The sequence below is a fragment of the Mesorhizobium sp. P2_B11 genome, assembly GCF_056404855.1.
The window spans coordinates 266,093-290,018 of the sequence record NZ_JBFUDF010000008.1; the positions used below are offsets into that span (position 1 = coordinate 266,093).

Genomic DNA, 23,926 nt, shown 5'->3' on the forward strand with positions numbered 1-23,926 from the left:
TCAGTAAATGCAATGTTTGCGATGCCTTGCATTAGCAGATATAATGTTAGCCATGATCCGAAACCTCGACACGGCGCTGATCCGCACCTTCGTCACCGTTGCCGATAAGGCCAGCATGACAGCCGCAGCGAACGCACTGCATTTGACGCAAGGCGCCGTCAGCCAGCAGGTCAAGCGGCTGGAGGAGGCGCTGGGCTGCAGCCTGTTCGAGCGCGACCGCCGCGGCTTGCGGCTGACGCGGGCCGGCGAGCGGCTGTTCGGCAAGGCAAAGCGGTTGCTTGGCCTCAATGACGAGATCTGGGCCGAGATGGCGGGAACGGAAGTGGCCGGCCAGGTGCGGCTCGGCGTGCCTTACGACCTCGTCGGCACCTTGCTGGCGCCGGTAATGAAGGCCTATGCCGAGACCTATCCGCAGGTCGAGATTTCACTGCTCTGCGCCGCCTCGCCGGACCTTACTGCTGCCCTTGCGGCCGGCACCATCGATCTTGCCGTCATCGAGGAACGGGTTGGCCCGACTGCGGGCGAGTGCCTCGCCATCGACCGGCTGGTCTGGGTCGGGGCCAAGGGCGGCGTCGCCCGCGCTAAGCGGCCGCTGCCGGTGTCGATTGTCGCCGACACCTGTGCCTTCCGCCCGGTGGTGCTGGCCGCACTCAACGAGCACGGGCTGGAATGGCGCACTGTGTTCGAAAACGGCAACATCGATGCCACGACGGCGACGGTGCGCTCCGACCTCGCCGTCACCGCCTGGCTCGCCTCCACCGTGCCGGCCGACCTCGACATTCTGCCTTTCGATGCCGGGCTGCCGCCGCTGCCGAATTTTTCGATCAACCTGCATCTGCCAAGATTTGGCGTGGCGCCCGCAGCGCAGGAGTTCGCGCGGTATATCAGGGATGGGCTGGCACGGCGGGCTGTGGCGGCTTGAGCGCCGCACTTCGCTGGAGCACCCCTCATCCGTCTCGGCGCTGCGCGCCGATCCACCTTCTCCCACAAGGGGAGAAGGCAAGGCGCACGCAGGTTACCGCTAATTGCAAACGCTGGAGATAGGCCGAGCCGTATGCGCCGGGCTCCCCCTTCTCCCCTTGTGGGAGAAGGTGGCCGAGCGAAGCTCGGTCGGATGAGGGGTGCTCCAGCTTGGCGCCACGTCCGACAATCTTACTTCCAGTTCCTACGCCGCTCCAATTCGGCGTCGGACGGCTCCTGCGTGACAAACGACCCGACCTTGATCTCACCGCCGCGTTCGTAGGTCGCCATGATGACGCCGGTGGTCGTGGTCTGCGACTTCACGAGCTTGAAGGCGGCCGGCATCGCGCTGCCGTCGAACAGCCGCTTGCCCTTGCCCAGCAGCAGCGGGAAGATCATCAGCCGGATCTCGTCGATCAGCCCGTTGGCGAGCAAGGTCTGGATCAGTTCGCCCGAACCCTGGATGAGAAGGTTAGGTCCATCCTCCTTTTTGAGGCGGCGCAACGCCGCGACGATATCGTCGCCAAGCCATTGCGTGTTCTCCCAGGTCAGGCTGTCCGGCCGATGCGTCGCCACATATTTGGTCGCAGGGTTGAAGGCATCTCCGATCGGATCCTTCTGGTAAGGCCAGTATGCCGCGAAGATGTCGTAGGTTCTGCGGCCGAGCAGCAGGGCGAAAGGTTTGGAGAACAGTTCATCCATGGCCACGCCCGCCACCTCGTCAAAGTAGTGGAAGGTCCAGCCCCCGAACTCGAAGCCGCCAACCGGATCCTCTTCCGGACCGCCGGGGGCCTGCATGACGCCGTCGAGGCTGACGAAGGTGGCGGCGATGATCTTTCGCATTGGATTTTTCCTTCTCATTGGTCCGCGCCGTCAGGGCCGGACTTCGATCCAAGGACGCTCAAGCCGGCGGCCGCCCGACAGTCGTGGGCAAAAACGTCCAGCCCTGGCCGATGAACGATCGCTATTGCCGTTTTAGCCCGCTGCCAGGAGCCTGCGACGAAAACCAGACATCGCCGATGACAGCGGTGGCGGTGCGGTCCGGCGCCTTGTCTGATGTCAGCCAGATCGAACGGCTACGCGCCGCCTGCTGGCCGTCCGGGATCTTCGCTGTGGCGGCGGCTGTCGACGCTCCAACGCAAGGGATAAACCATGAGCGCATGAACGGGTTGCAGGCAAAGCCCTTGTCGGTGCGGGTCACCATCACGGCAAGGCCGACGCTCTGGGCCGGGCGCCAGGGAAAGATCATGCGGCCGCCAGGCTTCAGCGCCTGTAGCCATCTAGCCGGTGGGGCGACGACGCCAGCGTTGACATAGATGATGTCGGATGGCGGCAGATCGCCCGTGACCGCATCGCCATGGACGACGCTCACATTGCGATACGTTTCGAGGTTCTTTGTCGCTCTGGCGGCGAGGTCGGCTTCCAGTTCGAAGGCGGTCACCTGGCCCGGCGAAACCAGCCGGGCCAGCAAGGCTGTGTAGTAGCCGGTGCCGGCGCCGACATGGGTGACGGCATCACCCGGCCTGGGGGCGATCCTGGCAATCCACATGGCGTGCAGGGAGGGCTCGCCATTGTTGATACCCTTGTCGGCATCGAGCGCCACCAGCACATCCTGATAGATGTGAACCGGATCGGCGCTCGGCGTCACGATCTTGCCGTTGCCGGTGATGAGCGCCCTGCCGGCGACCACCGTCCACGGGCCGGGACCGAGAAAGGCCTCGCGCGGCACTGTGGCGAAAGCCTCTTCGAGACGCGGATCGGCCGAGCCGGCATTGGCCGCCATCAGCTGCGCATAGAATTTCCTGGCGTCTTCGACACTTGTCATGGTGGCTAGCAAGATAGCGCAAGCCGCCGGTTTGTCGCGATCCGGAAAAAGAAACTCAGCCGACGCCGAAGACGGTGTCGTAGAGCAGCTTGAAGTTGAGCACCAGGATGATCGCCGCGACCACCCAGGCAAGCGCCGCCACGCTGCGCGGAATGGCAAGGTTGCCCATCTTCTTCTTGTCGGAGACGAACTGCACCAGCGGGATGACTGCGAAGGGCAGCTGCATCGACAGGATCACCTGGCTGAAGACCAGCAACTGGCCGGTACCCTTCTCGCCATAGAGCGCGGTGACGACCACCACCGGAACGATGGCGATGCCGCGCGTCAGCAGCCGGCGCGCCCACTGCGGAATGCGCAAGCGCAGAAAACCTTCCATGACGATCTGGCCGGCCAGAGTGGCCGTCACGGTCGAGTTGAGGCCGGAGGCGAGCAACGCCACCGCAAACAGGATCGAGGCGATGCCGAGGCCAAGCAGCGGCGACAGCAGCTCGAAGGCCTGGCCGATTTCTGCGACGTCCTGATGGCCGGTGCCGTGGAAGGCGACAGCCGACACGATCAGGATCGACGCGTTGACGAACAGCGCCAGTATGAGCGCAATGGTGGAGTCGGTTGTCGCCCATTTGATGGCGTCGCGCTTGCCTTTTTCGGTTCGTTCATAAGCACGCGTCTGCACGATCGAGGAGTGCAGGTAGAGATTGTGCGGCATGACCGTGGCGCCGATGATGCCGATGGCGATGTAGAGCATCGCCGGGTTGGTGACGATCTCCGTCGACGGCACGAACATCGAATGCAGGATCGAACCGACCGGCGGCGCCGCGGCAAATATCTGGATGGCGAAGCAGCCAAAGATGATGATCAAAAGCGCGATGACGAAGGCTTCGAGATAGCGGAACCCCTTGTTCATCAACAACAGCACGATGAAGGCGTCGAGCGCCGTCAGCATGGCGCCGCCGATCAGCGGAATGCCGAACAGAAGCTGCAACGCAATGGCCGTGCCGATGACTTCGGCGAGGTCGCAGGCGATGATGGCGAGTTCACAGGCGATCCACAGCACGAAACTGACGGGGCGCGGATAATAGGCGCGGCAAGCCTGGGCGAGGTCGCGGCCGGTGGCGATGCCAAGCCGGGCGGCGAGCGCCTGCAACAGGATCGCCATCAGGTTGGACAGCATGATGATGAACAAAAGCGTGTAGCCGAACTGCGCGCCACCGGCGAGGTCGGTCGCCCAGTTGCCCGGATCCATATAGCCGACCGAAACCATGTAGCCCGGCCCCATGAAGGCGAACAGGCGGCGGAACCAGACGCCGGATTGCGGCACCGCGATCGTAGAATTCACCTCACGCAGGCTGGGCGGATTGTCCTCCGGCCTGTCAAATCGCCAGGAGGTTGATCCCAAGGTTGCGTCGGCTTCGGACATGGAGAGTTTTCCGCTGGATGGATTGGTGTCTGCCATCCTATCTATGCCAGGGCTCAACATTATGCAATATGCTATATTTCATTGTATGTGCTTCCTATGTGTGACGGACGGACACGCAGGGGGTGATCGCAAACGCCGGTTGCGCCTGCCATGGAATGCAAATAAACGGCTTGAACAGTTAAGCCCGTGCTATGAATGGCAAAGGGCGGTTGATTTGTCGAAAGCCAGGAAGGAGCGCGTATTGGCGCTGAAGCACAAACCGGTTCGACGCGAAGAGCCGCTTCCGGATGCCGATGTGCATTCCGAAGGCTTCCGGCATACGCGCGAAGCGCGCCGCAGCGCGCTGGTCGAGGACTATGTCGAGCTGATTGCCGACCTGATCGAGGACGGCAACGAGGCGCGGCAGGTCGATATTGCGGCACGGCTCGGTGTCGCCCAGCCGACGGTGGCCAAGATGCTGACCAGGCTGTGCGCCGACGGGCTCGTCTCCAGAAAACCGTATCGCGGCGTGTTCCTGACCGATGCCGGCCGCAAGGTGGCGGAGGAAAGCCGCATCCGCCACCAGACGGTGGAGGCCTTTTTGCGCTCGCTCGGTGTCAGTGCCGAGACGGCGCGCATCGATGCCGAAGGCATCGAGCATCATGTCAGCGCCGAGACGCTGGAAGCCTTCCGCAAGGCGATGATCGCGCCGCGCTGAGGCTTCCCGGCCTCGGACCAAAGTCTACCGGAACCTCTGCACCTCAGGCTCGTTGCTCCTGACGTCGCGCGCGATTGTTGCGCGCCAAGGGAGGAAAATCATGGGCGTCGAACAGGCACCGACCGCGAAGGGCAAGCAGGCTGCCAAGGGATTGAGGCAGGCAGCCGCGAAAGACGAGCGCAAGACCGAGGCAGAAACCGGCCGGCCGCTGAAGAAGGGCGCCGCACGTTTCGAGGAGCGCTCCAAGAGTTCGGACGGCAAGAGCGCCGGCGCCAAGCAGAAGAGCTGAGATCGCAAGCGGCAACGCGCAGCCTATTCCTCGCTCACATCCTGCACCCAGCTTCGTGGATGGCCGTCGACGCGGAACTGGAAGATGAAGTAGGGCGGAATGCAGGTGCCCTTGCCGGGCTTGGCTTCGGCCAGATCGTCGTAGCCGGCGGTGCAGATATAGTCCTCGCGGCACGGGTGCGCCTTGTCGCAGGCGCGCAGGCCAGCGGTCTTGGTGAATTCGCTGGTGCAGGATTTGTGATCCTTGCCGGATGCGATGCAGTCGTTGAAGCCAGTCTTGGCGAGGCGGCCGCATGTCGCCTCCTCGGGAAGCTTATCGCAGCTCGCCTTGCGCAACATGCCGCCGGGAAAACCGCCGGTCTTCTGCTCGGGATTGTCGTAGCGCTGGCGCGCCGCGCCATAGCCGGCAAGCTTGATTACCGGTTTCTTGTCGCGCGCCGGATCGATGGCGCAGGCCTTTGCAGTAGCCGGCGACAGGCGGCAATACTGGTCGCTGCCCCATTTTGACATCTTGATCTCGCCGAACTCGACGGGGTCGCCGACCGCGGTGCCCTTCTCGCTGACGCAGGTGCCGAAGCCCGGATGGATGGCGCTTTCATGGACGCCGGCGCAGCGCAGGCCGGCGCCGCAGCTCCAGTCCTTGAAACTCGCATCCTCGCCGCGATAGCAGATCGAACCCCAGCCATTGTAGAGATCGGTGCCGTTCAGCGCCTCGGCATATTTCGCGTCGGGGCGGGCGGCGAAGCCGCGCGAGAAATCAGGATGGCCGCCGGCGGCGAAGTCCTCGACGATGGCGCGGCGGCGCGGCAGGTCGGCGAAGAACACCGCCGAGCCCGGCACCAAGACGGCGTTGCGGCGCGGCTCGCTGGAAGGATCGGCGCCGGTATAGTGGAAGCCGGCAATGCCATGCGTCTGGTGGCAGCCGGTGCATGTCATCTCGTTGAGGCGCAGGTTGAAGCCGGCCACGGATTTCACGCTGCGCAGCGTGTTGCCCCTGGCGACATAGTCCTGCAGCGCCTTGTCGATATCGGCATCGTCGAGCAGTCCATAGGCGATGTTGTTTTGCGATCTGGCCATGCCGCCGGGTGCGACCGAGACCGCGCTGGTCGCCAGGAATTTGTCGTCGATCACTAGCCGGCCGCGATCGAGGTCGTAGATGTTGCGGTCGGTCAGCAGCCATTTGGCGAAGGCCGGCCGGTCGGCCAGAACGACCTTTCGGTCGATCTGGTTCTCCATCTTTGATTCCTGGAAAGTCGAGCTCGCCGGATCCCATTTGAAAATTTTCAGGAGATATTCGGCATGACCGCCGAAATCGCGCCGGCTCGAAGCCGACAGCCGGAGAACCTGCATGTTGAGTTCAAGCCGCATGATCTGCGATGAATTCAACATGGCGTTGGAGAGCGGACCTTCATCGGAGAGCAGCCACGCCGCCAACTGATCGGGTGGCAAATCCTTCTCACCGGCGGTCAGCCAGCGCTTGGCAACATCGGCACACGACACGGCGGTGGCGCTTGGACGGTCCCTTGAGGCGCGGGCGCGGGCCTCACCAGGCTTTGCATTGAAGACCAGGCTCATGGTCAACGGCAGGCGCGACGAAATACGCTGCGCCGTCTTTCCTTTCGCCGGCTTCTCCGCCACCGAATAGTGGAAGCGGTAGATCAGCCTGATTTCGCCGCATTCGGTGTGGCCGAGATAGCCGCGATCCATGCGGTTGACGACGCCGGTCAGGTCCAGCGTCGAGCCGTCATCGTCGATGTATTTCGGGTTGAATTTCTGGCTGGGGTCCTTCGACTTCGCCATCGCGGCGACATAGGGGTCGGGACTGGCGGCCGGTTCGTCGCCGATTTCCTGCTTGACGGCGTTGCGCACCGGGGTCAGCGCGCGCACCGAAAACAGGCCGCGATTGTCGACCTCACGCGTCAGGCCTAGCGCCGGGCCGAGCAGGCGGCTGATGGAAAGACCACCGCGCTCGAGCGCCTGCAGCGTGTCGGGATCGGTGACGGCGACGCTGGAATCGAGCGTGACGGCGCCAACCGGCCATGAGCCGAGGCACAGCAGCACCGCCAGCAACAGAAATCGGCCGATCGTCCGCAAGCCCCCGACACCCCTTTCGAACCGGATGCTACAGCGCGCAGGCCGCCTCGGCCAGAGGCGAAGCCGCGATGCGCTGCCGCGAAAAATACTGTGACTTGATGCAACCATTGGGATATTCGTTTGTTGGGTCGGACCGGGCTGAGACATCGGCCAGGTCAGCCGGAAATTCGCATCACGGGGAGTTGCCATGCTCTGGAAGGGCCGCCGTCAGAGTGACAATGTCGAGGACGAGCGCAGCGACAGCGGCGGCGGTGGTGGTTTCGGCGGCGGCAGCCCTGGCCAGTTCCGCGTCCCGATCGGCGGCCGCACCGGTGGTGGCGGCAGCATCCTGCTCGTGATCCTCGTGGTGCTGGCCGGATGGTATTTCGGCTTCGATCCATCGCAGATTCTGGGCACAGGCGACAGCGGCGGCGTGCTGCCGGGTGGCGGCGGCCAGATCACCGACAACAGCGGCGGCCAGGACGAGGGTGCCGGCACGCCTGCTTCCGACGAGATGAAGCAGTTCGTGGCCACCGTGCTAGCCGAGACCGAAGAGACCTGGACCGGCATATTCCAGTCACAGGGCCTGACATACAAGGACCCGAAGCTGGTGATGTTCAGCGGGCAGATCCGCTCGGCCTGCGGCTTTGCCTCGACGGCGGCCGGACCGTTCTATTGTCCCGGCGACCAGAAGGTTTACCTCGACACCACCTTCTTCCAGCAGCTTGACCAGCAGTTCGGCGCCTCGGGCGACTTCGCCCAGGCCTATGTGATCGCGCATGAGGTCGGCCATCACGTGCAGAACCTCACCGGCATTCTGCCCAAGTTCAACCAGATGCGGCAGTCCATGGGTGAGGCCGAGGCCAACCAGATGTCGGTGCGCATCGAATTGCAGGCCGACTGCTTCGCCGGCGTGTGGGCGCATTTCACCGCGCAGAAGGGCATTCTCGAGCAGGGCGACATCGAAGAGGCGCTGAACGCCGCCAAGCAGATCGGCGACGACACGCTGCAGAAGAAGATGCAGGGCTATGTCGTGCCGGAAAGCTTCAACCACGGCACGTCGCAGCAGCGGCAGACCTGGCTGGCGCGCGGCTACAAGAGCGGCAAGCTGTCGGATTGCAACACGCTGAGCGGCCCAATTTGAGTCGTTCGCAAGCTTAAGCCACAACAGCGCCCACGGCACCGGCAACAGATGTCAGGAGGAGAACGCCTGAGGCGTTCTCCTATTGTTCCAAGGTGACGCCTCGCTTATAACGAGCGCCCGCCCAAGGGCGGTCCCAGGGAGCAGACGCCATCATGATCGACCCCAAAACCGCCAGGCGGGGCCTTGCGCTCGTCTTCACCACGCTGCTGCTCGACATTATCGGCTTCGGCATGATCATGCCGGTGCTGCCGGCCTTTCTCAGGGAGTTGTCCGGCGTCGGCATCAGCGAAGCGGCGATCGAGGGTGGCTGGCTGTTCTTCGTCTATGCCGCGATGCAGTTCTTCTTCGCGCCGATCATGGGCGGCTTGAGCGACCGCTTCGGGCGACGGCCGATCCTGCTTGCCTCCGTGCTCACCTTCTCGATCGACAACCTGATCTGCGCCATCGCCTGGTCCTATCCGATGCTGTTCATCGGCCGCGTGCTGGCCGGGATTTCGGGTGCCAGCTATTCGACGACATCGGCCTTCATTGCCGACATTTCGAACGATGAGAACCGGGCCAAGAATTTCGGCCTGCTCGGCATCGCCTTCGGCGTCGGCTTCGTCATCGGGCCGGTGCTGGGCGGGCTGCTCGGCACGTTCGGGCCGCGCGTGCCGTTCTATTTCGCCGCCGGGCTTGCCTTCGTGAATTTCTTGATCGCGCTGTTCTTCCTGCCGGAAACGCTGGAGCAAAAGCACCGCCGCCGCTTCGAATGGAAACGCGCCAATCCGGTCGGCACGCTCATGCAGATGCGCCAATACCAGGGCATTGGCTGGATCGGGCTCGCCTTCTTCCTGATGACGCTCGGCCACATGATGTATCCGGCGGTGTGGTCGTTCGTCTCCAACTATCGTTATGGCTGGAGCGAGCAGCAGATTGGCTTCTCGCTCGGCGCCTTCGGCCTGTGCGGCGCGATCGTCATGGCGACGGTGCTGCCGCGCGTGATCCCGAAACTTGGCGAGTGGAGGACGGCGGTGATCGGTCTCACATTCACGGCCGCAAGCGCGTTCGGCTACGCCTTCGCCTCGCAAGGCTGGATGATCTATGCGGTGATCGTTGTCGGCTGCCTGGAAGCCTTGGCCGATCCGCCGCTGAGGAGCCTCGCCGCGGCCAAGGTGCCACCTTCGGCGCAGGGCGAATTGCAGGGCGCGATGACCTCGATCTTCTCGATCACCTCGATCATCACGCCGCTGCTCTATACGGCGATCTTTTCCTGGTTCACCGGGCCGAATGCGCCGGTGACCTTTGGCGGTGCGCCCTATCTGCTCGGCGCGTGTTTCCTCACGCTTGCAGTTATCGTCTTTGTGACGAAAGTGGCGCGGCCGGCGGCGGTGAGAAGCCCCGCCACCGGCGTCGCTGAAGACGGAGCGCAGGTATGAGCCACGACAGCCGCATAAAGCTGACCAAGGACGGGGTGTCGCTGTCGCGCCTGGTGTTTGGCGCCTGGCGACTGCTCGACAGTGCCGCCCGCCCGGATGCCGATCAGGTCGCCCGGTTGATCGGCAACGCAGTCGATCTCGGCCTGACCAGCTTCGACCATGCCGATATCTACGGCAACTACGAGGTCGAGGCGGCGTTCGGCGCCGGGCTGTCGCGCTGGAAGGGCAAGCGCGACAGCATCGAGTTGATCTCGAAATGCGACATCATGCTGGCCTCCGACAGCCGGCCGCAAAACCGGCTGAAGCATTACGACACCAGTGCGGCCCATATCGCCGCCTCGGTCGAGCGTTCGCTCGCCAATCTCGGCACCGACTATCTCGACCTGTTGCTGCTGCACCGGCCGGACCCATTGATGGATGCCGACGAGACGGCGGCAGCCCTTGCCGGTTTGGTCAAGTCAGGCAAGGTGAGGGCGGTCGGCGTTTCGAATTTCACGCCCTCGCAGTTCGACCTTCTAGCTTCGCGGCTGCCATTTCCGCTCGCCACTAACCAGATCGAAATGTCGGTGCTGAAAACCAATGCGCTCACCGATGGCAGCCTCGATCATGCGCAGCGGCTTTCCTATGCGCCGATGATCTGGTCGCCGCTCGGTGGCGGCTCGTTGTTTACCGGCAAGGAAGGGCGCGAGGCGCGGGTCAGGGCAGCAATCGCGGCAGTTGCAGCTGAAACCGGCGTGGCCGATCTCGCCGCAATCGCCATCGCCTGGCTGTTGCGCCATCCGGCCCGGCTGGTGCCGGTGCTGGGCACGATGAAGCCGGAACGGCTGGCGGCGATGGTCAAGGCGCTGGAGATAAACCTCGACCGCCAGCAATGGTTCGCCATACTGGAAGCCAGCGAAGGCCGGCCGGTGGCGTAAGCTCAGGCCCGCTCGGCCAGCAATTCCTCGCCGCGCTTTTGCCGGATCAAGTTGACGAAGCGGCGGAACAGATAGTGCGAATCCTGCGGGCCGGGCGAGGCTTCGGGATGGTGCTGGACCGAAAACACCGGGCGTCCCGTCAGCGCGATGCCGCAGTTGGAGCCGTCGAACAGCGAGACATGGGTTTCCTCAACACCCTCGGGCAGCGAGTCGGCGTCGACGGCAAAACCATGGTTCATCGAGACGATCTCGACCTTGCCGGTGGTGTGATCCTTGACCGGGTGGTTGGCGCCGTGATGGCCCTGGTGCATCTTGGCGGTCTTGCCGCCCAGCGCCAGCGCCAGCATCTGGTGGCCGAGGCAGATGCCGAACACCGGAATGTCGGTCTTGAGCAGATCCTGGATCACCGGCACGGCGTAATCGCCGGTGGCTTCCGGATCACCCGGGCCATTGGAGAGAAAAATGCCATCCGGCTGCATGGCGAGGATCTCTTCCGAGCCGGTGCTGGCCGGAACCACCGTGACCTTGGCGCCGAGACCGGAGAGCAGGCGCAATATGTTGCGCTTGACGCCGTAATCGATGGCAACGACGTGCATGGACGGCTCGGCCTGTTCGCCAAAACCTTCATTCCACACCCATGGCGTTTCGCGCCAGACCGAGGACTGGCCCGAGGTGACCTCCTTGGCGAGGTCGAGCCCGATCAGGCCCGACCATGCGGCCGCGCGGCGCTTGAGGTCGTCAAGGTCGAAGACACCGTCCGGCGCATGCGCGATCACGGCATTGGGCATGCCCTTTTCGCGGATCAGCGCGGTCAGTGCGCGGGTGTCGATGCCCGAGAGCGCGACGATGCCGCGCTTCTTCAGCCACTGATCGAGGCCGGTACCGGCGCGGTAGTTGGACGGGTTGGTGACATCGGCCTTGAACACCGCACCGACGGCGCCGGCGCGCGCGACCGGGTTCAAGTCTTCAATGTCTTCGTCATTGGTGCCGATGTTGCCAATATGCGGGAAGGTGAAGGTGACGATCTGGCCGGCATAGGACGGGTCGGTGAGGATTTCCTGGTAGCCGGTGAGTGCGGTGTTGAAGCAGACTTCGGCGACGGCGGAACCGGTGGCGCCAAGGCCGCGCCCTTCGATGACCGTGCCGTCGGCCAGCACCAGAAGGGCTGTCGGCTTTTCGGTTGCCCAAGCGGGGGTCAACGCGGGGGTCATCTCGGCCATGGCGGCGCTCCTGTCAGGTTGCTCGCTTCGATGGTTCTGTGCAGCAAACGGCGCGGCCGATTTCTCGGGCCTGCGCGCGTAAATTCATTGTCTTATGCAAGGCCGAGTACATAGGGGAAGGCGCCAGAGCGGTCAATGATGCCGGGCCAAAACGGCGCACATTTGTTTCGTCGAACGATATCATAGGCTTGGCGGGTTTGCTTTACAGGTTCGCCACGGTTATTGTCCGCGCCGTTCGAAGGAGAAAGCATCATGCGCGCAAAAATCGCCGAATCCCTGAAGACCGCGATGAAGGCGCAGGACAAGCACCGGCTGCCGACGTTGCGGCTGATCCAGGCCGCCATCCACGACCGCGACATCGCCAATCGCGGTTCGGGCAAGGAGCCGGCCAGCGACGAGGAGATCCTGCAGATCCTGGCCAAGATGGTGAAGCAGCGCGAGGAATCGGCCAAGGCTTTCGACGACGGCAAGCGGCCGGAACTGGCAGCGCAGGAGCGCGGCGAGATGGAGATCATCCGTGGCTTCCTGCCGACGCAGCTGGACGACGCCGCGGTGACGGCGGCCGCCCGCGAAGCGATCGCTGCCACCGGTGCCGCAAGCCAGAAGGACATGGGCAAAGTGATCGCCGCGCTGAAGCAGAAATATGCCGGCCAGATGGATTTCGGCAAGGCAAGCGGCATCGTCAAAGGCCTGCTGCAGTAAGGGCTGCTGCTACCATCACGCTTCGCATCGAGCGCCAGCGGACCGATAATCATGATCGAAATCGTCAAGCCTGCGCTCGAACATTTGCCGTCCTACAAGGCGGCGCTCGAGCGCGGCTGGTCGCCGGACAATGTCCGGCTGATGGAAGCGACGCGCGAGCAACTGGCCGCCATCGAGGAGGATCCGGTCGCGTTCCTTGCCAGCCTCGACGATCCCGAGGCCAACGGACCGCCCATCGCCTTGCCCGATGGCACGACAGTGCCGCGGCTGCCGAGTTTCCGGCGCTGGATCTGGGACGGCGAGGCTGTCGGCTCCATCGGCCTGCGCTGGCAGACAGGCACATCGGCGTTGCCGTCGCATGTTCTCGGCCATATCGGCTATGCCGTGGTGCCGTGGAAGCGCGGCCGCGGCTATGCGACCGAAGCGCTGCGGCTGATGCTCCCCGAGGCGAGGGCGGTCGGCCTCGACTATGTCGAGCTCACCACCGATCTCGACAATCCGGCCTCGCAAAAAGTGGTGCTGGCCAATGGCGGCCGGTTGGTCGGCCCGTTCACCAAGGACGCCGTGTATGGCGGCGCCGAGAGCTTGTTGTTCCGGATCGATTTGTAGGCGGTGCTACTCCGCAGCTGCCGGCAATGGCGGCGCTGCCCGGCTGCGGCCTTCCCAGACATAGGAGGCAATCGCCACCGCCACCGCTACCAGCATGGCCGCGGCGCCGACCACCGGCAGGCTGCGATAGCCGTAGCCGGCATTGAGCATGGCCGCACCCAGCGATGCTGCGAGCGCGATGCCGACATTGAACCCGGACGGGATGAGCGATGAGGCGAGGTTGGATGCGTCCGCCGTCCAGGCCAGGATGCGGGTCTGGATCGGCGTGCCGATGGCAAAGTTGAGGCCACCCCAGAGGAAAATCGCAACGACCATCGGCACGGGGTAGGGGCTGACGGCATATATCACGCCGAGCATCACAGCCTGCAGGAAGAGCATGGTGATCAGCGACGGCATCAGCTTCCAGTCGGAGAGCTTGCCACCGAGGAAGACGCCGATGGTGGCGCCGACGCCGTTGAGCAGCAGCACCCAGGGGATCAGGCTCTCGTCGAGGTGGGTGACTTGAAGCAGCGTCGGGGTGATGTAGGTGAACAGGCCGAACTGGCCGATCATCAGCATCAGCATCAGGATCAGCGAGGTCCAGACCTGCTGGCGCGCCAGCACGCGCACCTCACTGCCGAGGCTGGTGGACGGGCTCGACGCGCCGGTCGTGCGGGGCAGGAGGGTGGCCATGGCGGCGAGCGCCACCACGCCCAGCGCGCACATCACCCAGAAGGTGGCGCGCCAGCCCCAGAGGTTGCCGATCGCGGTGCCCGCCGGCACGCCGATAACGTTGGAGACGGTGAGGCCGGAGAGAATGACGGCGACGGCCATGCCGCGCTTGTCCTCGGGCACGAGGCCGACGGCGACCACCATGGCGACGCCGAAATAGGCGCCATGGGCGACGGCGACGGCAATGCGTAACAGCAGCATGGAGGCAAAATCGGGCGCCAGCGCGCAAGCGGCTTGGCCGATGGTGAAGGCGACGGTCAGGCCAAGCAGCAGCATCTTGCGGGAAATGCCCTTGGTGGCGAGCGCCAGCAATGGTCCGCCGACCGCTATGCCGCCGGCATATCCGGAGACGAGATAGCCGGAAGTCGGGATCGAGACGCCGAGACCATCAGCCACTTGCGGCAACACACCAGCGATGACGAATTCGGTGGTACCGAAAGCGAAGGCGGCGATGAACAGGGCAATGAGCGGCAGCATGGCGCGGAAGCGATCCTGAGATGAGGCCGCCTCAAACCATGGATGGGGGCTGCGGGCAATGCAGAAATTTTTGGTGCCGGTTTAGGTTTTCTTGAACGGTGAAGTGCTGATCTCCCCCACAAGGGGGGAGATCAGCACTTCACCCCGCCTTCAACCGCGATCCACCCAGCAAGCCGCGCTCTTCCAGCACCGGATACGCCATCGAGGCCAGCAGCGAGTTGATCTGCTTCAGGTCGCGGATGGTGTCGAGGTGGATGGAACTGGTCTCGACGCTTCTGGCGGTGCCGTCGCGCAGGCGCACGAAATGGCTGGCGCTGGTTTCCTTCTCGCGGTCGCGCAGGCGGTCCTTTTCCAGCACCAGCTGGCGCGCGGCCTCGGGGTCGCGCGAGACCAGCACGTTGAAGGCGAGCCTTGCATTGGCAAGCACCGAGGCATGGAAGGCGCAGAGCTCACGCCAGCCTTCGGGCGTGAACTCCAGCCCGCGCTCGAGCTTCTTCTTCACATGCACCAGCATGTTGCGCACGATGATGTCGCCGACCTGCTCGAGCTTGACGCAGGCGCCGATCAGCTCCTGGCAGCGCAGCGCCTCATCTTCGGAGAGCGCGTTCCTGGTAACCTTGGCGAGGTAGAGCTTGATCGCCGCGTGCTTCTTGTCGACGCGGTCATCAAGGGCTGCCAGCGCCTTGATCTTGTCGCCGTCGGCGCTCTCATAGAGTTCGATGATGCGCTTCAGCATTATCTCGACGGTTTCGCAGACGCGCACCACTTCGCGGGTGGCGTTGGCGAGTGCCTGGCTCGGCACGTCGAGCGCGCTGTCGTTGAGCGCGGACAACTCCACCACGTCGAGCGCCGCTGCCGGTTCGGGCTTGGTGCCCATCGCCACGATCTTCTCTGAAACGCGATAGACCAGACCGGCCAACGGCAGGCCGGCGAGCAGGATAAGCACATTGAACAGGATGTGGGCGTTGACGATCTGGTCGGGCACGGTTGCGCCGAGGAAGGCGACCGGCGGCTTCAGCGTCATGAACAGGATCAGCATCAACAGCGAGCCCATGCCGCGCATCAACAGATTGCCGATCGGCACGACACGCACGCCTGGCTCGGCGCTGCGGGTGAGCAGCGGCGCGATGATCGAGGAGCCGAGATTGACGCCGAGCACCAGCACGATGCCGAGTTCCGGCGGAATGAAGCCGCGGCCGGCGAGCGTCACCAAAAGCAGCACCGCGGCAATCGAGGAGTGGAACAGCCAGGTGATGAGGGCTGCAAGCAGATAGGCGGTGACGAAATCGCCGGAGAAATAGTTGACGATCAGCGGCATCAGCGTGCTCTGGCGCAGCGGCTCCGATGCCTGGCCGATCATTTCCAGCGACAGAAGCAAAAGGCCGATGCCGACCAGGATGCGGCCGGACTGGCGCCAGTCGCGCCGCTCGGTGGCCATGAACATGATGGTGCCGGCGACAAGACAGATCGGCACCAGCAGCGAGAGATCGAAGGTCAGCAGCTTGACCACCAGCGCCGAGCCGATCTCGGCGCCGCGCACCGCAAGCTGGCCCGATATGCCGGAGACGATGCCGGCGCCGGCGAAGGAGCCGACCAGAAGCGTGACGGCGGTGGAGCTCTGCAGCGCGATCGACAGGCCGCAGCCGGCCAGCACCGCCATGATCGGATTGCGCATGGTGGCGCGCAGTTTGTGGCGCAGCACGTCGCCATAGGCGCGCTCGACGCCGGTTTTCACCATGCGGGTGGCAAACAGCATCAGCGCCACGGCGCCGGCCAGATGCAGGAGAACGACGGACCCGCTCATGTCGACGCCTGGATGCGGACAGGAACCGCGATGTGGAGCGCGTGCCGTGCGGGGAGGAAAACGAAGGTGCGAATCATGATCATGGCAGTCGCTTATATTAGCCGAGATATTTTAGCCGGATAATAAAATTTTGTCGATTTCAGGAGGTCGTCGCGGCGCGACAACGCGTGTCGGAAACAAAGGAATTGCGAATGCTTACGCTGTGCGGCCACGTCGTGGCGTGCCGCGCTGGATTCCCTGATAGGTAAATCCCAGCTTTCGCGATGATGTTGAAATATCCGCGTTAAATCAAGGATTTCATTACATAATTGTAATGCCGGCGTTCAGTTTCAGTTCATCCTTCGAGCGCTACTCCTCTGGCATCGACAACCAAGGAGCCCCGTTATGAAACGCATTGTTCTTTCCGCCCTCGCTTTCTCGATGCTGGCCGCGACGTCGCTGACCGGCCAGGCCGCGCCGGTGAACGCGCCAGCCGCACCGCAGTCGAACTACACCAACGTCGACTGGCAGAAGCCCACCAACAGGGATGTCAAGAAACGTGTCATCCAGAAGCGCGTGATCCATAAGCGTTTCGAAAAGAAGGTGGTCGTGAAGCGCAACCACTGGCGCAATGGCCAGAAATATTCGAGCTGGAGACAGCACCAGCCGATCCGCGACTATGGCCGCTACGGCCTGCATCGGCCCGGCCGCGGCCAGGAGTGGATCCGCGTCGGCAACGACTATGTGCTGGTCAGCATCCTGTCCGGTGTCATCTTCGGAGCGCTTGCCGCGCAGTAAGCTGACAGGCAGGTGTTTTGAAAGGAGGCGGCCTCAACGGCCGCCTTTCTTTTTGCCCTGTGGAAACCGGGTAAGCTCAGCAATAGGGGTCGTCGGATTCCGCGCAGATGATTATATGAGGGACAAACGAGTTTCCCGATGCGCTTTCCGCCCGCCTTCCTAGACGAGATACGCGACCGTGTGCCGATTTCATCGGTTATCGGCCAGCGCGTTGCGTGGGATAGGAGGAAGACCAACGCCTCGCGCGGCGATTACTGGGCCTGCTGCCCCTTCCATGACGAGAAGAGCCCGTCCTTTCACTGCGAGGACAAGAAGGGCCGCTATCACTGTTTCGGCTGCTCGGTGTCGGGCGACCATTTCAAATTCCTGACCGAGCTCGACGGCATGAGTTTCCCCGAAGCGGTCGAGAAGATCGCCGAGATGGCCGGCGTGCCGATGCCGGTGCGCGACGAACGGGAGGAACAGCGCGAGAAGGAACGCGCCAGCCTGACCGACGTCATGGAGATGGCGACTGTCTTCTTCCAGGAACGGCTGCAGGGGCCGGAAGGGGCGAAAGCCCGCGCCTATCTCAGGGACCGCGGGCTGACGCCGGCGACGCAGCAATCGTTCCGGCTCGGCTTTGCGCCCGACAGCCGCAATGCGCTGAAGGAGCATCTCGCAGCCAAGGGCGTGCCCAAGGCCGATATCGAGGCCTGTGGGCTGGTGCGCCACGGCGACGACATCCCGGTTTCGTATGACTGGTTCCGCGACCGCATCATGTTCCCGATCCCGGATTCGCGCGGCAAGATCATCGCCTTTGGCGGCCGCGCGCTGGCGCCCGATGCGCTGGCCAAATACATGAACTCGCCCGACACCGAGCTCTTTCACAAGGGCAATGTGCTCTACAATTTCGCCCGCGCCCGCAAGGCGCTGGCCAAAGGTGGCACGGTGATTGCCGTCGAAGGCTATATGGACGTGATTGCGCTGGCGCAGGCCGGCTTCGAAAATGCCGTGGCGCCGCTCGGCACCGCGCTCACCGAAAACCAGCTTGAACTTCTGTGGCGCATGGCGCCCGAGCCGATGCTGTGCTTCGACGGCGACCAGGCCGGGCTGAAGGCGGCATGGCGGGCCGCTGATCTTGCGCTGCCGTCGGTCCAGTCGGGGCGCTCGGTGCACTTTGCCCTGTTGCCGGAGGGCAAGGACCCCGACGACCTGGTCAAGGCCGAGGGACCGGACGCGTTTCGTGCCGTGCTGGCGGAAGCCCGGCCGCTCGCTGAGTTGTTGTGGATGCGCGAGACATCTGGTGGCGTCTTCGACACGCCCGAGCGGCGGGCAGGGCTGACAAAGACGTTACGCGAACTGACCAGCCGCATCCGCGATGAGAGCCAGCGTTATCACTACCAGCAGTGGATGCGCGAGCGGGAGCAAAACTTCTTCAGCGCCCAGCGCGTTGTTCGGCAACCGCGCCAGGACTGGAAGCCGGGGCAGGGCAAGACGCCGGCGCCCGGCGGCCAGTTCGCGAAAGGCAGCGGAGTCGGCGCACGCGCGGCGATCACCGAAAGCCTCGGCCGCTCCGCCATGGTCAAGCGCGGCGGCGAGATGATGTCGGTGCGCGAGGCGACGATCATCGTCGCTCTCGTCAATCACCCCGCGCTGATCGACGAGAATTTCGCCCATGTCGAGTTCCTCGATCTCGCCAACAGCGATCTGCAGCGGCTGCACGCCGCCATACTCGACGCCATGGCGCATGACATGGCCAATGACCGCGGTGCGGTGGTCTCAACGATCGAGCGTGCCGGCTGCGCGGAGATCTGGGCGCGCGCGGTGGCGCTGATCCAGCGGGCGAGGCAATGGCCGGCGCTGGAAACAGCTGCCCTTGACGATGCCCGCGACGCCTTCAACCAGGCGCTGCACTTGCAGCGCAGCGCGCGCACCTTACATAAGGAGCTGAAGCAGGCGGAAGCAGCGCTCGCCAGCGATCCCACAGACGAAAACTACCGGCATCTCGTCGAGATTCAGGCGCAATTTCGTGATGTGCAGGCAACGGAAGCGCTGATCGAAGGGTTCGGCGTGTCCTCGGGCAAGGCTGGGCGCGTGTAGGTCGAAACCTGCGCAAGAATGAATGATGAAGAGTGCTGCGCGTCGAATCGACGCCTCTAAGTCGGGTAATTGATTCGCTTTTTTGATGCGAATCATGCGAGAGGCGCTTGACCTTCTGGCAGAATGACGGAATCAGGACGATTCGAAACGTTAACCCGTGCCAGCGTCGATGGAAAATGCAGCGATGCGAGGTGCTGATCACTGGACAGGCTGTCAGCCTGCCACAGATATCAGGGTTAATCTGGACTTAATGCATGTCGCCCAAAAGTGAAAACCGGTTTTGGGGTACGATATGAACCAAACAAAAGAGTTGATGCGGTTACCGGCCCGGTGAAGCGCGTTTCGTTACGAGCGCATAATTTGACCGGTGCGGCAGCTTACGCGGCTTCGCTGTTCGGCCGCTAGGAGAAGATAAAGACTATGGCGACAAAGGAAAAGGAAGAGGTCGAGACCGAACGTGAAGGCGCCACCGATGGGCCTCTGCTCGACCTTTCCGATGATGCTGTCAAGAAGATGATCAAGGCCGCCAAGAAGCGCGGCTATGTGACCCTCGACGAGCTGAATGCGGTGCTGCCTTCGGAAGAGACCGATCCGGATCGCATTGAGGACATCAATGCGATGCTGTCCGACATGGGCATCAACGTGGTCGAGGACGACGACCAGGGCGAGGAGCCCGAGGCCGCCGACAGCACTGCCGACGCCGAGGAAGACGCCAACGAACTGGCCGAGCAGACCGGCACCGCGGTTGCCGCCACGACCACCAAGAAAGAGCCGACCGACCGCACCGACGATCCGGTGCGCATGTATCTGCGCGAAATGGGCTCGGTCGAGCTTCTGTCGCGCGAGGGCGAAATCGCCATCGCCAAGCGCATCGAAGCCGGCCGCGAGACGATGATTGCGGGCCTGTGCGAAAGCCCGCTGACCTTCCAGGCCATCATCATCTGGCGCGACGAGCTCAACGAATCCAAGATCCTGCTGCGCGAGATCATCGACCTTGAAGCCACCTATGCCGGCCCCGAGGCCAAGCAGGCGCCGGTGGTGGAGCGTATCGAGGAAGCCCCGAAGCCCGAGGAAAAGCCGCGCCGCGGCGGTCGTGACGACGAGGACGATGTCACCAATGTCGGCGCCGATACGCGCGGCCTGGTCGATGACGACGAGGAAGACGAGGACGAAGCCAGCCTGTCGCTGGCGGCGATGGAAGCCGAACTTCGTCCGCAGGTGATGGAGACGCTCGACGTCATCGCCGACACCTACAAGAAGCTGCGCAAGCTGCAGGACCAGCAGGTCGAGAACCGCCTGGCTGCCGCCGGCACGCTGTCGCCCAGCCAGGACCGCCGCCTGAAGGAGCTGAAGGACCAGCTGATCAAGGCGGTGAAGTCGCTGTCGCTCAACACGGCACGCATCGAGGCGCTGGTCGAGCAGCTTTACGACATCAACAAGCGCCTGGTGCAGAACGAAGGCAAGCTGCTGCGCCTGGCCGAAAGCTATGGCGTACGCCGCGAGGAATTCCTGAAGGAATATCAGGGCTCCGAGCTCGACCCGAACTGGACGCGCTCGATCGGCAATCTGACCTCGCGCGGCTGGAAGGAATTCACCAAGAACGAGAAGGACGCGATCAAGGATCTGCGTTCGGAGATCCAGAACCTCGCCACCGAAACGGCGATCTCGATCCTGGAATTCCGCAAGATCGTCAACCAGGTGCAGAAGGGCGAGCGCGAAGCCGCGATCGCCAAGAAGGAAATGGTCGAGGCCAATCTGCGCCTCGTCATCTCCATCGCCAAGAAATACACCAATCGCGGCCTGCAGTTCCTCGACCTGATCCAGGAAGGCAATATCGGCCTGATGAAGGCGGTCGATAAGTTCGAATACCGCCGCGGTTACAAGTTCTCGACCTATGCGACATGGTGGATTAGGCAGGCGATCACGCGTTCGATCGCCGACCAGGCGCGCACCATCCGCATCCCGGTGCACATGATCGAAACGATCAACAAGATCGTGCGGACGTCGCGCCAGATGCTGCACGAGATCGGCCGCGAGCCGACGCCGGAGGAACTGGCGGAAAAGCTCGCCATGCCGCTCGAAAAAGTGCGCAAGGTGCTGAAGATCGCCAAGGAGCCGATCTCGCTCGAAACCCCCGTGGGTGACGAAGAGGATTCGCATCTGGGCGATTTCATCGAGGACAAGATGGCGATCCTGCCGATCGATGCGGCGATCCAGGCCAATCTGCGCGAGACCACCACGCGCGTGCTCGCCTCGCTGACGCCGCGCGAAGAGCGCGTGCTGCGCATGCGCTTCGGCATTGGCATGAACACCGACCACACGCTGGAAGAAGTTGGCCAGCAGTTCTCGGTCACCCGCGAGCGTATCCGCCAGATCGAAGCCAAGGCGCTGCGGAAGCTCAAGCACCCGAGCCGGAGCCGCAAGCTCAGGAGCTTCCTCGACAGCTGAGGATTTTCGGGTGGGTGCGACCTACGGTACCGTCAGCATAAAGGGGCCAACGCGAGAAGCGTTGGCCGACTGGCTGAGATCAAAAAACATCGACGCCTTCGTGACAGTCGAACAGAACGGCTGGACCACGTTCTCAGACCAGTATTCAGACGGACTTGACCCGCGCTGGATCGAACCTTTGCTCCAACGCCTTACTCTCGATCTATCGTGCATCGGCATAGCGATCACAGTCTATGACGAGGAACAGCTTGGCCTCTGGGTGGCAAAGCACGGAGTTCTTCAATCGCGCTACAATTCCTGTCCGGGCATGGAGATGGCTGATCCTGACGACGAGGATATGCGCCCCCGGCTCGAAGACGCCCCGGCATTGCTGGCCACGCTCGGCGCACCGGGCGCAACTGACGATCTGCTTCAGATTTTGGGAATGGATGGGGCGAAAGACTATATCGCTCCGCTCGACCTCCACGAGGAACTCGCCACTTATCTGGGACTTCCGGAAGAATCTGTTGGCCTTAGCCATCGATACATTCTGAAGGACCAAATCAGTCGGTCGGAGGGTCTGATCAGGACGGTCGATGGCTAGGTGACGGCGCGAGGAACGTTCTACAGCGGCACGTTCAGCCGCGTCCCCTTGACGATGATGCCGCCGCGGTCGCCAATTTCTATTGAGCCATAACGCTGCCTGAAGCACTCGGGCAGCGGGCGGTCGCCGGGAATCGACAACCACAGGCGCAGCATATGGCGTCGCTTGTCCGGCTCTGGCCAATCGCGAAACCCCGTGCGGTCGTGAAGCAGCGAATGATTGTAGACAAACTGCATGTCGCCGGGCCGCAGCCGCATCGACAGGTTCAATTCCGGGTCATTGGCAAGGCTGTCGAAGAGATCCAGCGCTTCGACATGTGCAGGGCTTAGCCGCATGGCGGCCGGGAAGCGCTGGGCGCTGTCGATATACTGGCGTTGATAGATGCCGGTCAGCAATCCCGCGTGCCAGTTGAGTACCGGGATTTCGAAGTAGGGCTTTTCGCCTTCCGGTACCTCGCCGCGTCGGTCTGTGGCAATCGGATCAAACAGCAGGCGGACCAGATCGGGCCGTCGTTTGCGCATCTCGTTGTAGATCGTCACCGTGCTGACCAGCAGGGACTCGCCGCCTTGCATGGCATCTCTAAGGCAGAGCAGACCGACGACGTCGGCGGAGTCGGTGTGAAATGTCTGGCGCTCCGCCGTCTGGTAGATGCGCGTCGTGGCGTCCCTGGCGTCGGCGCCTGTGTCGCGGACATGGCCGAGGATGTGCCCGTGGGCATTCTGCGACCGTGCGCTGCCAAGATGCGCGCCAAGCCCGCAGAAGATCGTTGCCGCCATTTGCGCCGAATACGTCTCGACCGGGAGGCCGCGAAGCACCTCGAACCCTATGCCTGCGATGAGTTTTTCACGAAGGGCGGCGAGATGGCCGGCAAGCCGGGGCAAGGGGAAATCGGCCTTGCTCAGGTTGCCGATATCTTGCGAGCGGGCGAGAAAGCCGGTTGCCGCCCATTCCAGTTCCGCGACATCCTGCCTGTCCAATTCGACCAGCCAATGTTCAGGATGCTTCGCCATGTCCGCGCCGATCCATGCGGCAGGAATTTCGATCTGTCCCGGCGGCAGGTCGATGGTCTCGCGCATGAAAACTCTCCAACGGCTGGATCGGCGGGGATTTCCGCCAGGTCGATGGCCACTATGGAGACTGCCGTAGTCTGGCGGATTTTCAAACCGGCTTTCTGGTCGGCGCCGACAGTATTGCGGTCGTAGCCATGCCGCCGCCCTGGCGCCTGGAGAAATCGCCTTCACACATCAATGCGGCTGGCGCGGCGGTCCTTGCACGAAGCTCGCTGCGGGCGGATACTTCCCCGTCGGATGCGTGTTCTGGGTGATAAACCGGATGTTCGCCCCGGCGCAGGTCCAGGACCTGAGCCGCGCTCCGTGGCGCCGGAAGGAGGTGTGCGATGACAACCTACATCCTTTTGATGAACTGGACCGAACAGGGCGCCCGGAATGTGCGCGAGTCGCCAAAACGGCTCGATGCCGCCAAGAAGCAGCTGGCCGACATGGGCGGGTCGTTCAAGGCGTTCTATCTCACCATGGGCGAATGCGACATGGTGGCCGTGGTCGAGGCGCCCGACGATGCAGTGCTGGCGCGTTTTGCGCTGATGCTGGGGGCAGGCGGCAGCGTAAGGACGCGAACACTCAAGGCTTTCCCGGAATTTGCCTATCGCGAGATCGTCACCTCGCTTGGGTAATTGCCGGCAGCTTGAAGCAACGAGGCCGGAAGCATTTCCAGGCGGTCGGTGCGGGGTGCCGCTTGACGGTGCCTGAGCTGCCGATAT

Annotated in this window: 21 protein-coding genes; 13 read left to right on the top strand and 8 right to left on the bottom strand. The window is 63.3% G+C overall.

Annotated features, from left to right (window positions below):
• Positions 1 to 52: 52 nt before the first annotated feature.
• A complete protein-coding gene (locus tag AC1DYJ_RS26175; RefSeq protein ID WP_477285535.1) occupies positions 53 to 922 on the top strand; it encodes a LysR family transcriptional regulator in 870 nt (289 codons plus the stop codon).
• 230 nt (positions 923 to 1,152) lie between these two features.
• Here AC1DYJ_RS26175 and AC1DYJ_RS26180 read toward each other — a convergent pair whose 3' ends face one another.
• The 3 genes from AC1DYJ_RS26180 to AC1DYJ_RS26190 form a co-directional block, all read right to left on the bottom strand.
• Entirely contained in the window at positions 1,153 to 1,803 is a 651-nt protein-coding gene (locus AC1DYJ_RS26180) for a dihydrofolate reductase family protein (RefSeq protein WP_477285062.1), read from the bottom strand.
• A 121-nt stretch (positions 1,804 to 1,924) separates the two neighbouring features.
• On the bottom strand, positions 1,925 to 2,785 hold the full coding sequence (locus AC1DYJ_RS26185; protein ID WP_477285060.1) for a protein-L-isoaspartate O-methyltransferase family protein: 861 nt from the start codon (positions 2,783 to 2,785) through the stop codon (positions 1,925 to 1,927).
• 55 nt (positions 2,786 to 2,840) lie between these two features.
• Positions 2,841 to 4,202 (bottom strand): Nramp family divalent metal transporter, encoded by a 1,362-nt coding sequence (locus AC1DYJ_RS26190; RefSeq protein WP_477285058.1) that lies wholly within the window; start codon positions 4,200 to 4,202, stop codon positions 2,841 to 2,843.
• Positions 4,203 to 4,443: 241 nt separating this feature from the next.
• On the opposite strand from AC1DYJ_RS26190, the gene mntR reads away from it, so the two are divergent.
• Both mntR and AC1DYJ_RS26200 read left to right on the top strand, forming a co-directional pair.
• Complete coding sequence (mntR, locus tag AC1DYJ_RS26195; RefSeq protein WP_181058845.1) at positions 4,444 to 4,899, top strand: manganese-binding transcriptional regulator MntR; 456 nt, start codon at positions 4,444 to 4,446, stop codon at positions 4,897 to 4,899.
• 100 nt (positions 4,900 to 4,999) lie between these two features.
• Entirely contained in the window at positions 5,000 to 5,188 is a 189-nt protein-coding gene (locus tag AC1DYJ_RS26200; protein WP_097572777.1) for a hypothetical protein, read from the top strand.
• Positions 5,189 to 5,211: 23 nt separating this feature from the next.
• Here AC1DYJ_RS26200 and AC1DYJ_RS26205 read toward each other — a convergent pair whose 3' ends face one another.
• A complete protein-coding gene (locus AC1DYJ_RS26205; protein WP_477285056.1) occupies positions 5,212 to 7,281 on the bottom strand; it encodes a hypothetical protein in 2,070 nt (689 codons plus the stop codon).
• Positions 7,282 to 7,468: 187 nt separating this feature from the next.
• Between AC1DYJ_RS26205 and ypfJ the strand changes: the two genes are divergently transcribed.
• From ypfJ to AC1DYJ_RS26220, 3 genes are all read left to right on the top strand, one after another.
• Positions 7,469 to 8,404, top strand: a complete 936-nt coding sequence (gene ypfJ, locus AC1DYJ_RS26210; protein ID WP_477285054.1) for a KPN_02809 family neutral zinc metallopeptidase — start codon at positions 7,469 to 7,471, stop codon at positions 8,402 to 8,404.
• 152 nt (positions 8,405 to 8,556) lie between these two features.
• Positions 8,557 to 9,822: a TCR/Tet family MFS transporter gene (locus AC1DYJ_RS26215; RefSeq protein WP_477285052.1), complete on the top strand. Its 1,266-nt coding sequence runs from the start codon at positions 8,557 to 8,559 to the stop codon at positions 9,820 to 9,822.
• Positions 9,819 to 10,739 (top strand): aldo/keto reductase, encoded by a 921-nt coding sequence (locus tag AC1DYJ_RS26220; protein WP_477285050.1) that lies wholly within the window; start codon positions 9,819 to 9,821, stop codon positions 10,737 to 10,739. The genes AC1DYJ_RS26215 and AC1DYJ_RS26220 overlap by 4 nt, the downstream gene beginning before the upstream one ends.
• 2 nt (positions 10,740 to 10,741) lie before the next feature.
• On the opposite strand, the gene carA is transcribed toward AC1DYJ_RS26220, so the two are convergent.
• Complete coding sequence (gene carA, locus AC1DYJ_RS26225) at positions 10,742 to 11,959, bottom strand: glutamine-hydrolyzing carbamoyl-phosphate synthase small subunit (RefSeq protein WP_477285048.1); 1,218 nt, start codon at positions 11,957 to 11,959, stop codon at positions 10,742 to 10,744.
• A gap of 252 nt (positions 11,960 to 12,211) precedes the next feature.
• Here carA and AC1DYJ_RS26230 point away from each other — a divergent pair, with 252 nt between their 5' ends.
• Together AC1DYJ_RS26230 and AC1DYJ_RS26235 are read left to right on the top strand one after the other, a co-directional pair.
• Positions 12,212 to 12,661, top strand: coding sequence for a GatB/YqeY domain-containing protein (locus AC1DYJ_RS26230; protein WP_477285046.1), 450 nt, complete (start codon positions 12,212 to 12,214; stop codon positions 12,659 to 12,661).
• 51 nt (positions 12,662 to 12,712) lie between these two features.
• Positions 12,713 to 13,270 (top strand): GNAT family N-acetyltransferase, encoded by a 558-nt coding sequence (locus AC1DYJ_RS26235; RefSeq protein ID WP_477285045.1) that lies wholly within the window; start codon positions 12,713 to 12,715, stop codon positions 13,268 to 13,270.
• A 6-nt stretch (positions 13,271 to 13,276) separates the two neighbouring features.
• Here AC1DYJ_RS26235 and AC1DYJ_RS26240 read toward each other — a convergent pair whose 3' ends face one another.
• Together AC1DYJ_RS26240 and AC1DYJ_RS26245 are read right to left on the bottom strand one after the other, a co-directional pair.
• Positions 13,277 to 14,458, bottom strand: a complete 1,182-nt coding sequence (locus AC1DYJ_RS26240) for an MFS transporter (protein ID WP_477426296.1) — start codon at positions 14,456 to 14,458, stop codon at positions 13,277 to 13,279.
• A 139-nt stretch (positions 14,459 to 14,597) separates the two neighbouring features.
• A complete protein-coding gene (locus AC1DYJ_RS26245; protein WP_477285043.1) occupies positions 14,598 to 16,262 on the bottom strand; it encodes a Na/Pi cotransporter family protein in 1,665 nt (554 codons plus the stop codon).
• A gap of 384 nt (positions 16,263 to 16,646) precedes the next feature.
• Here AC1DYJ_RS26245 and AC1DYJ_RS26250 point away from each other — a divergent pair, with 384 nt between their 5' ends.
• From AC1DYJ_RS26250 to AC1DYJ_RS26265, 4 genes are all read left to right on the top strand, one after another.
• The gene (locus tag AC1DYJ_RS26250) at positions 16,647 to 17,039 is read left to right on the top strand and encodes an RcnB family protein (protein ID WP_477285041.1); all 393 of its coding nucleotides are present in this window, start codon (positions 16,647 to 16,649) and stop codon (positions 17,037 to 17,039) included.
• Between the two features lie 138 nt (positions 17,040 to 17,177).
• A complete protein-coding gene (dnaG, locus tag AC1DYJ_RS26255; RefSeq protein WP_477285039.1) occupies positions 17,178 to 19,118 on the top strand; it encodes a DNA primase in 1,941 nt (646 codons plus the stop codon).
• A 420-nt stretch (positions 19,119 to 19,538) separates the two neighbouring features.
• A complete protein-coding gene (rpoD, locus tag AC1DYJ_RS26260) occupies positions 19,539 to 21,566 on the top strand; it encodes an RNA polymerase sigma factor RpoD (RefSeq protein ID WP_477285038.1) in 2,028 nt (675 codons plus the stop codon).
• Positions 21,567 to 21,576: 10 nt separating this feature from the next.
• Complete coding sequence (locus AC1DYJ_RS26265; RefSeq protein ID WP_477285036.1) at positions 21,577 to 22,149, top strand: hypothetical protein; 573 nt, start codon at positions 21,577 to 21,579, stop codon at positions 22,147 to 22,149.
• Positions 22,150 to 22,169: 20 nt separating this feature from the next.
• Here the strand turns inward: AC1DYJ_RS26265 and AC1DYJ_RS26270 are convergent, their stop codons facing one another.
• Complete coding sequence (locus tag AC1DYJ_RS26270; RefSeq protein ID WP_477285034.1) at positions 22,170 to 23,225, bottom strand: TauD/TfdA family dioxygenase; 1,056 nt, start codon at positions 23,223 to 23,225, stop codon at positions 22,170 to 22,172.
• Between the two features lie 320 nt (positions 23,226 to 23,545).
• On the opposite strand from AC1DYJ_RS26270, the gene AC1DYJ_RS26275 reads away from it, so the two are divergent.
• The gene (locus AC1DYJ_RS26275) at positions 23,546 to 23,839 is read left to right on the top strand and encodes a GYD domain-containing protein (RefSeq protein WP_112563285.1); all 294 of its coding nucleotides are present in this window, start codon (positions 23,546 to 23,548) and stop codon (positions 23,837 to 23,839) included.
• Positions 23,840 to 23,926: the final 87 nt, after the last annotated feature.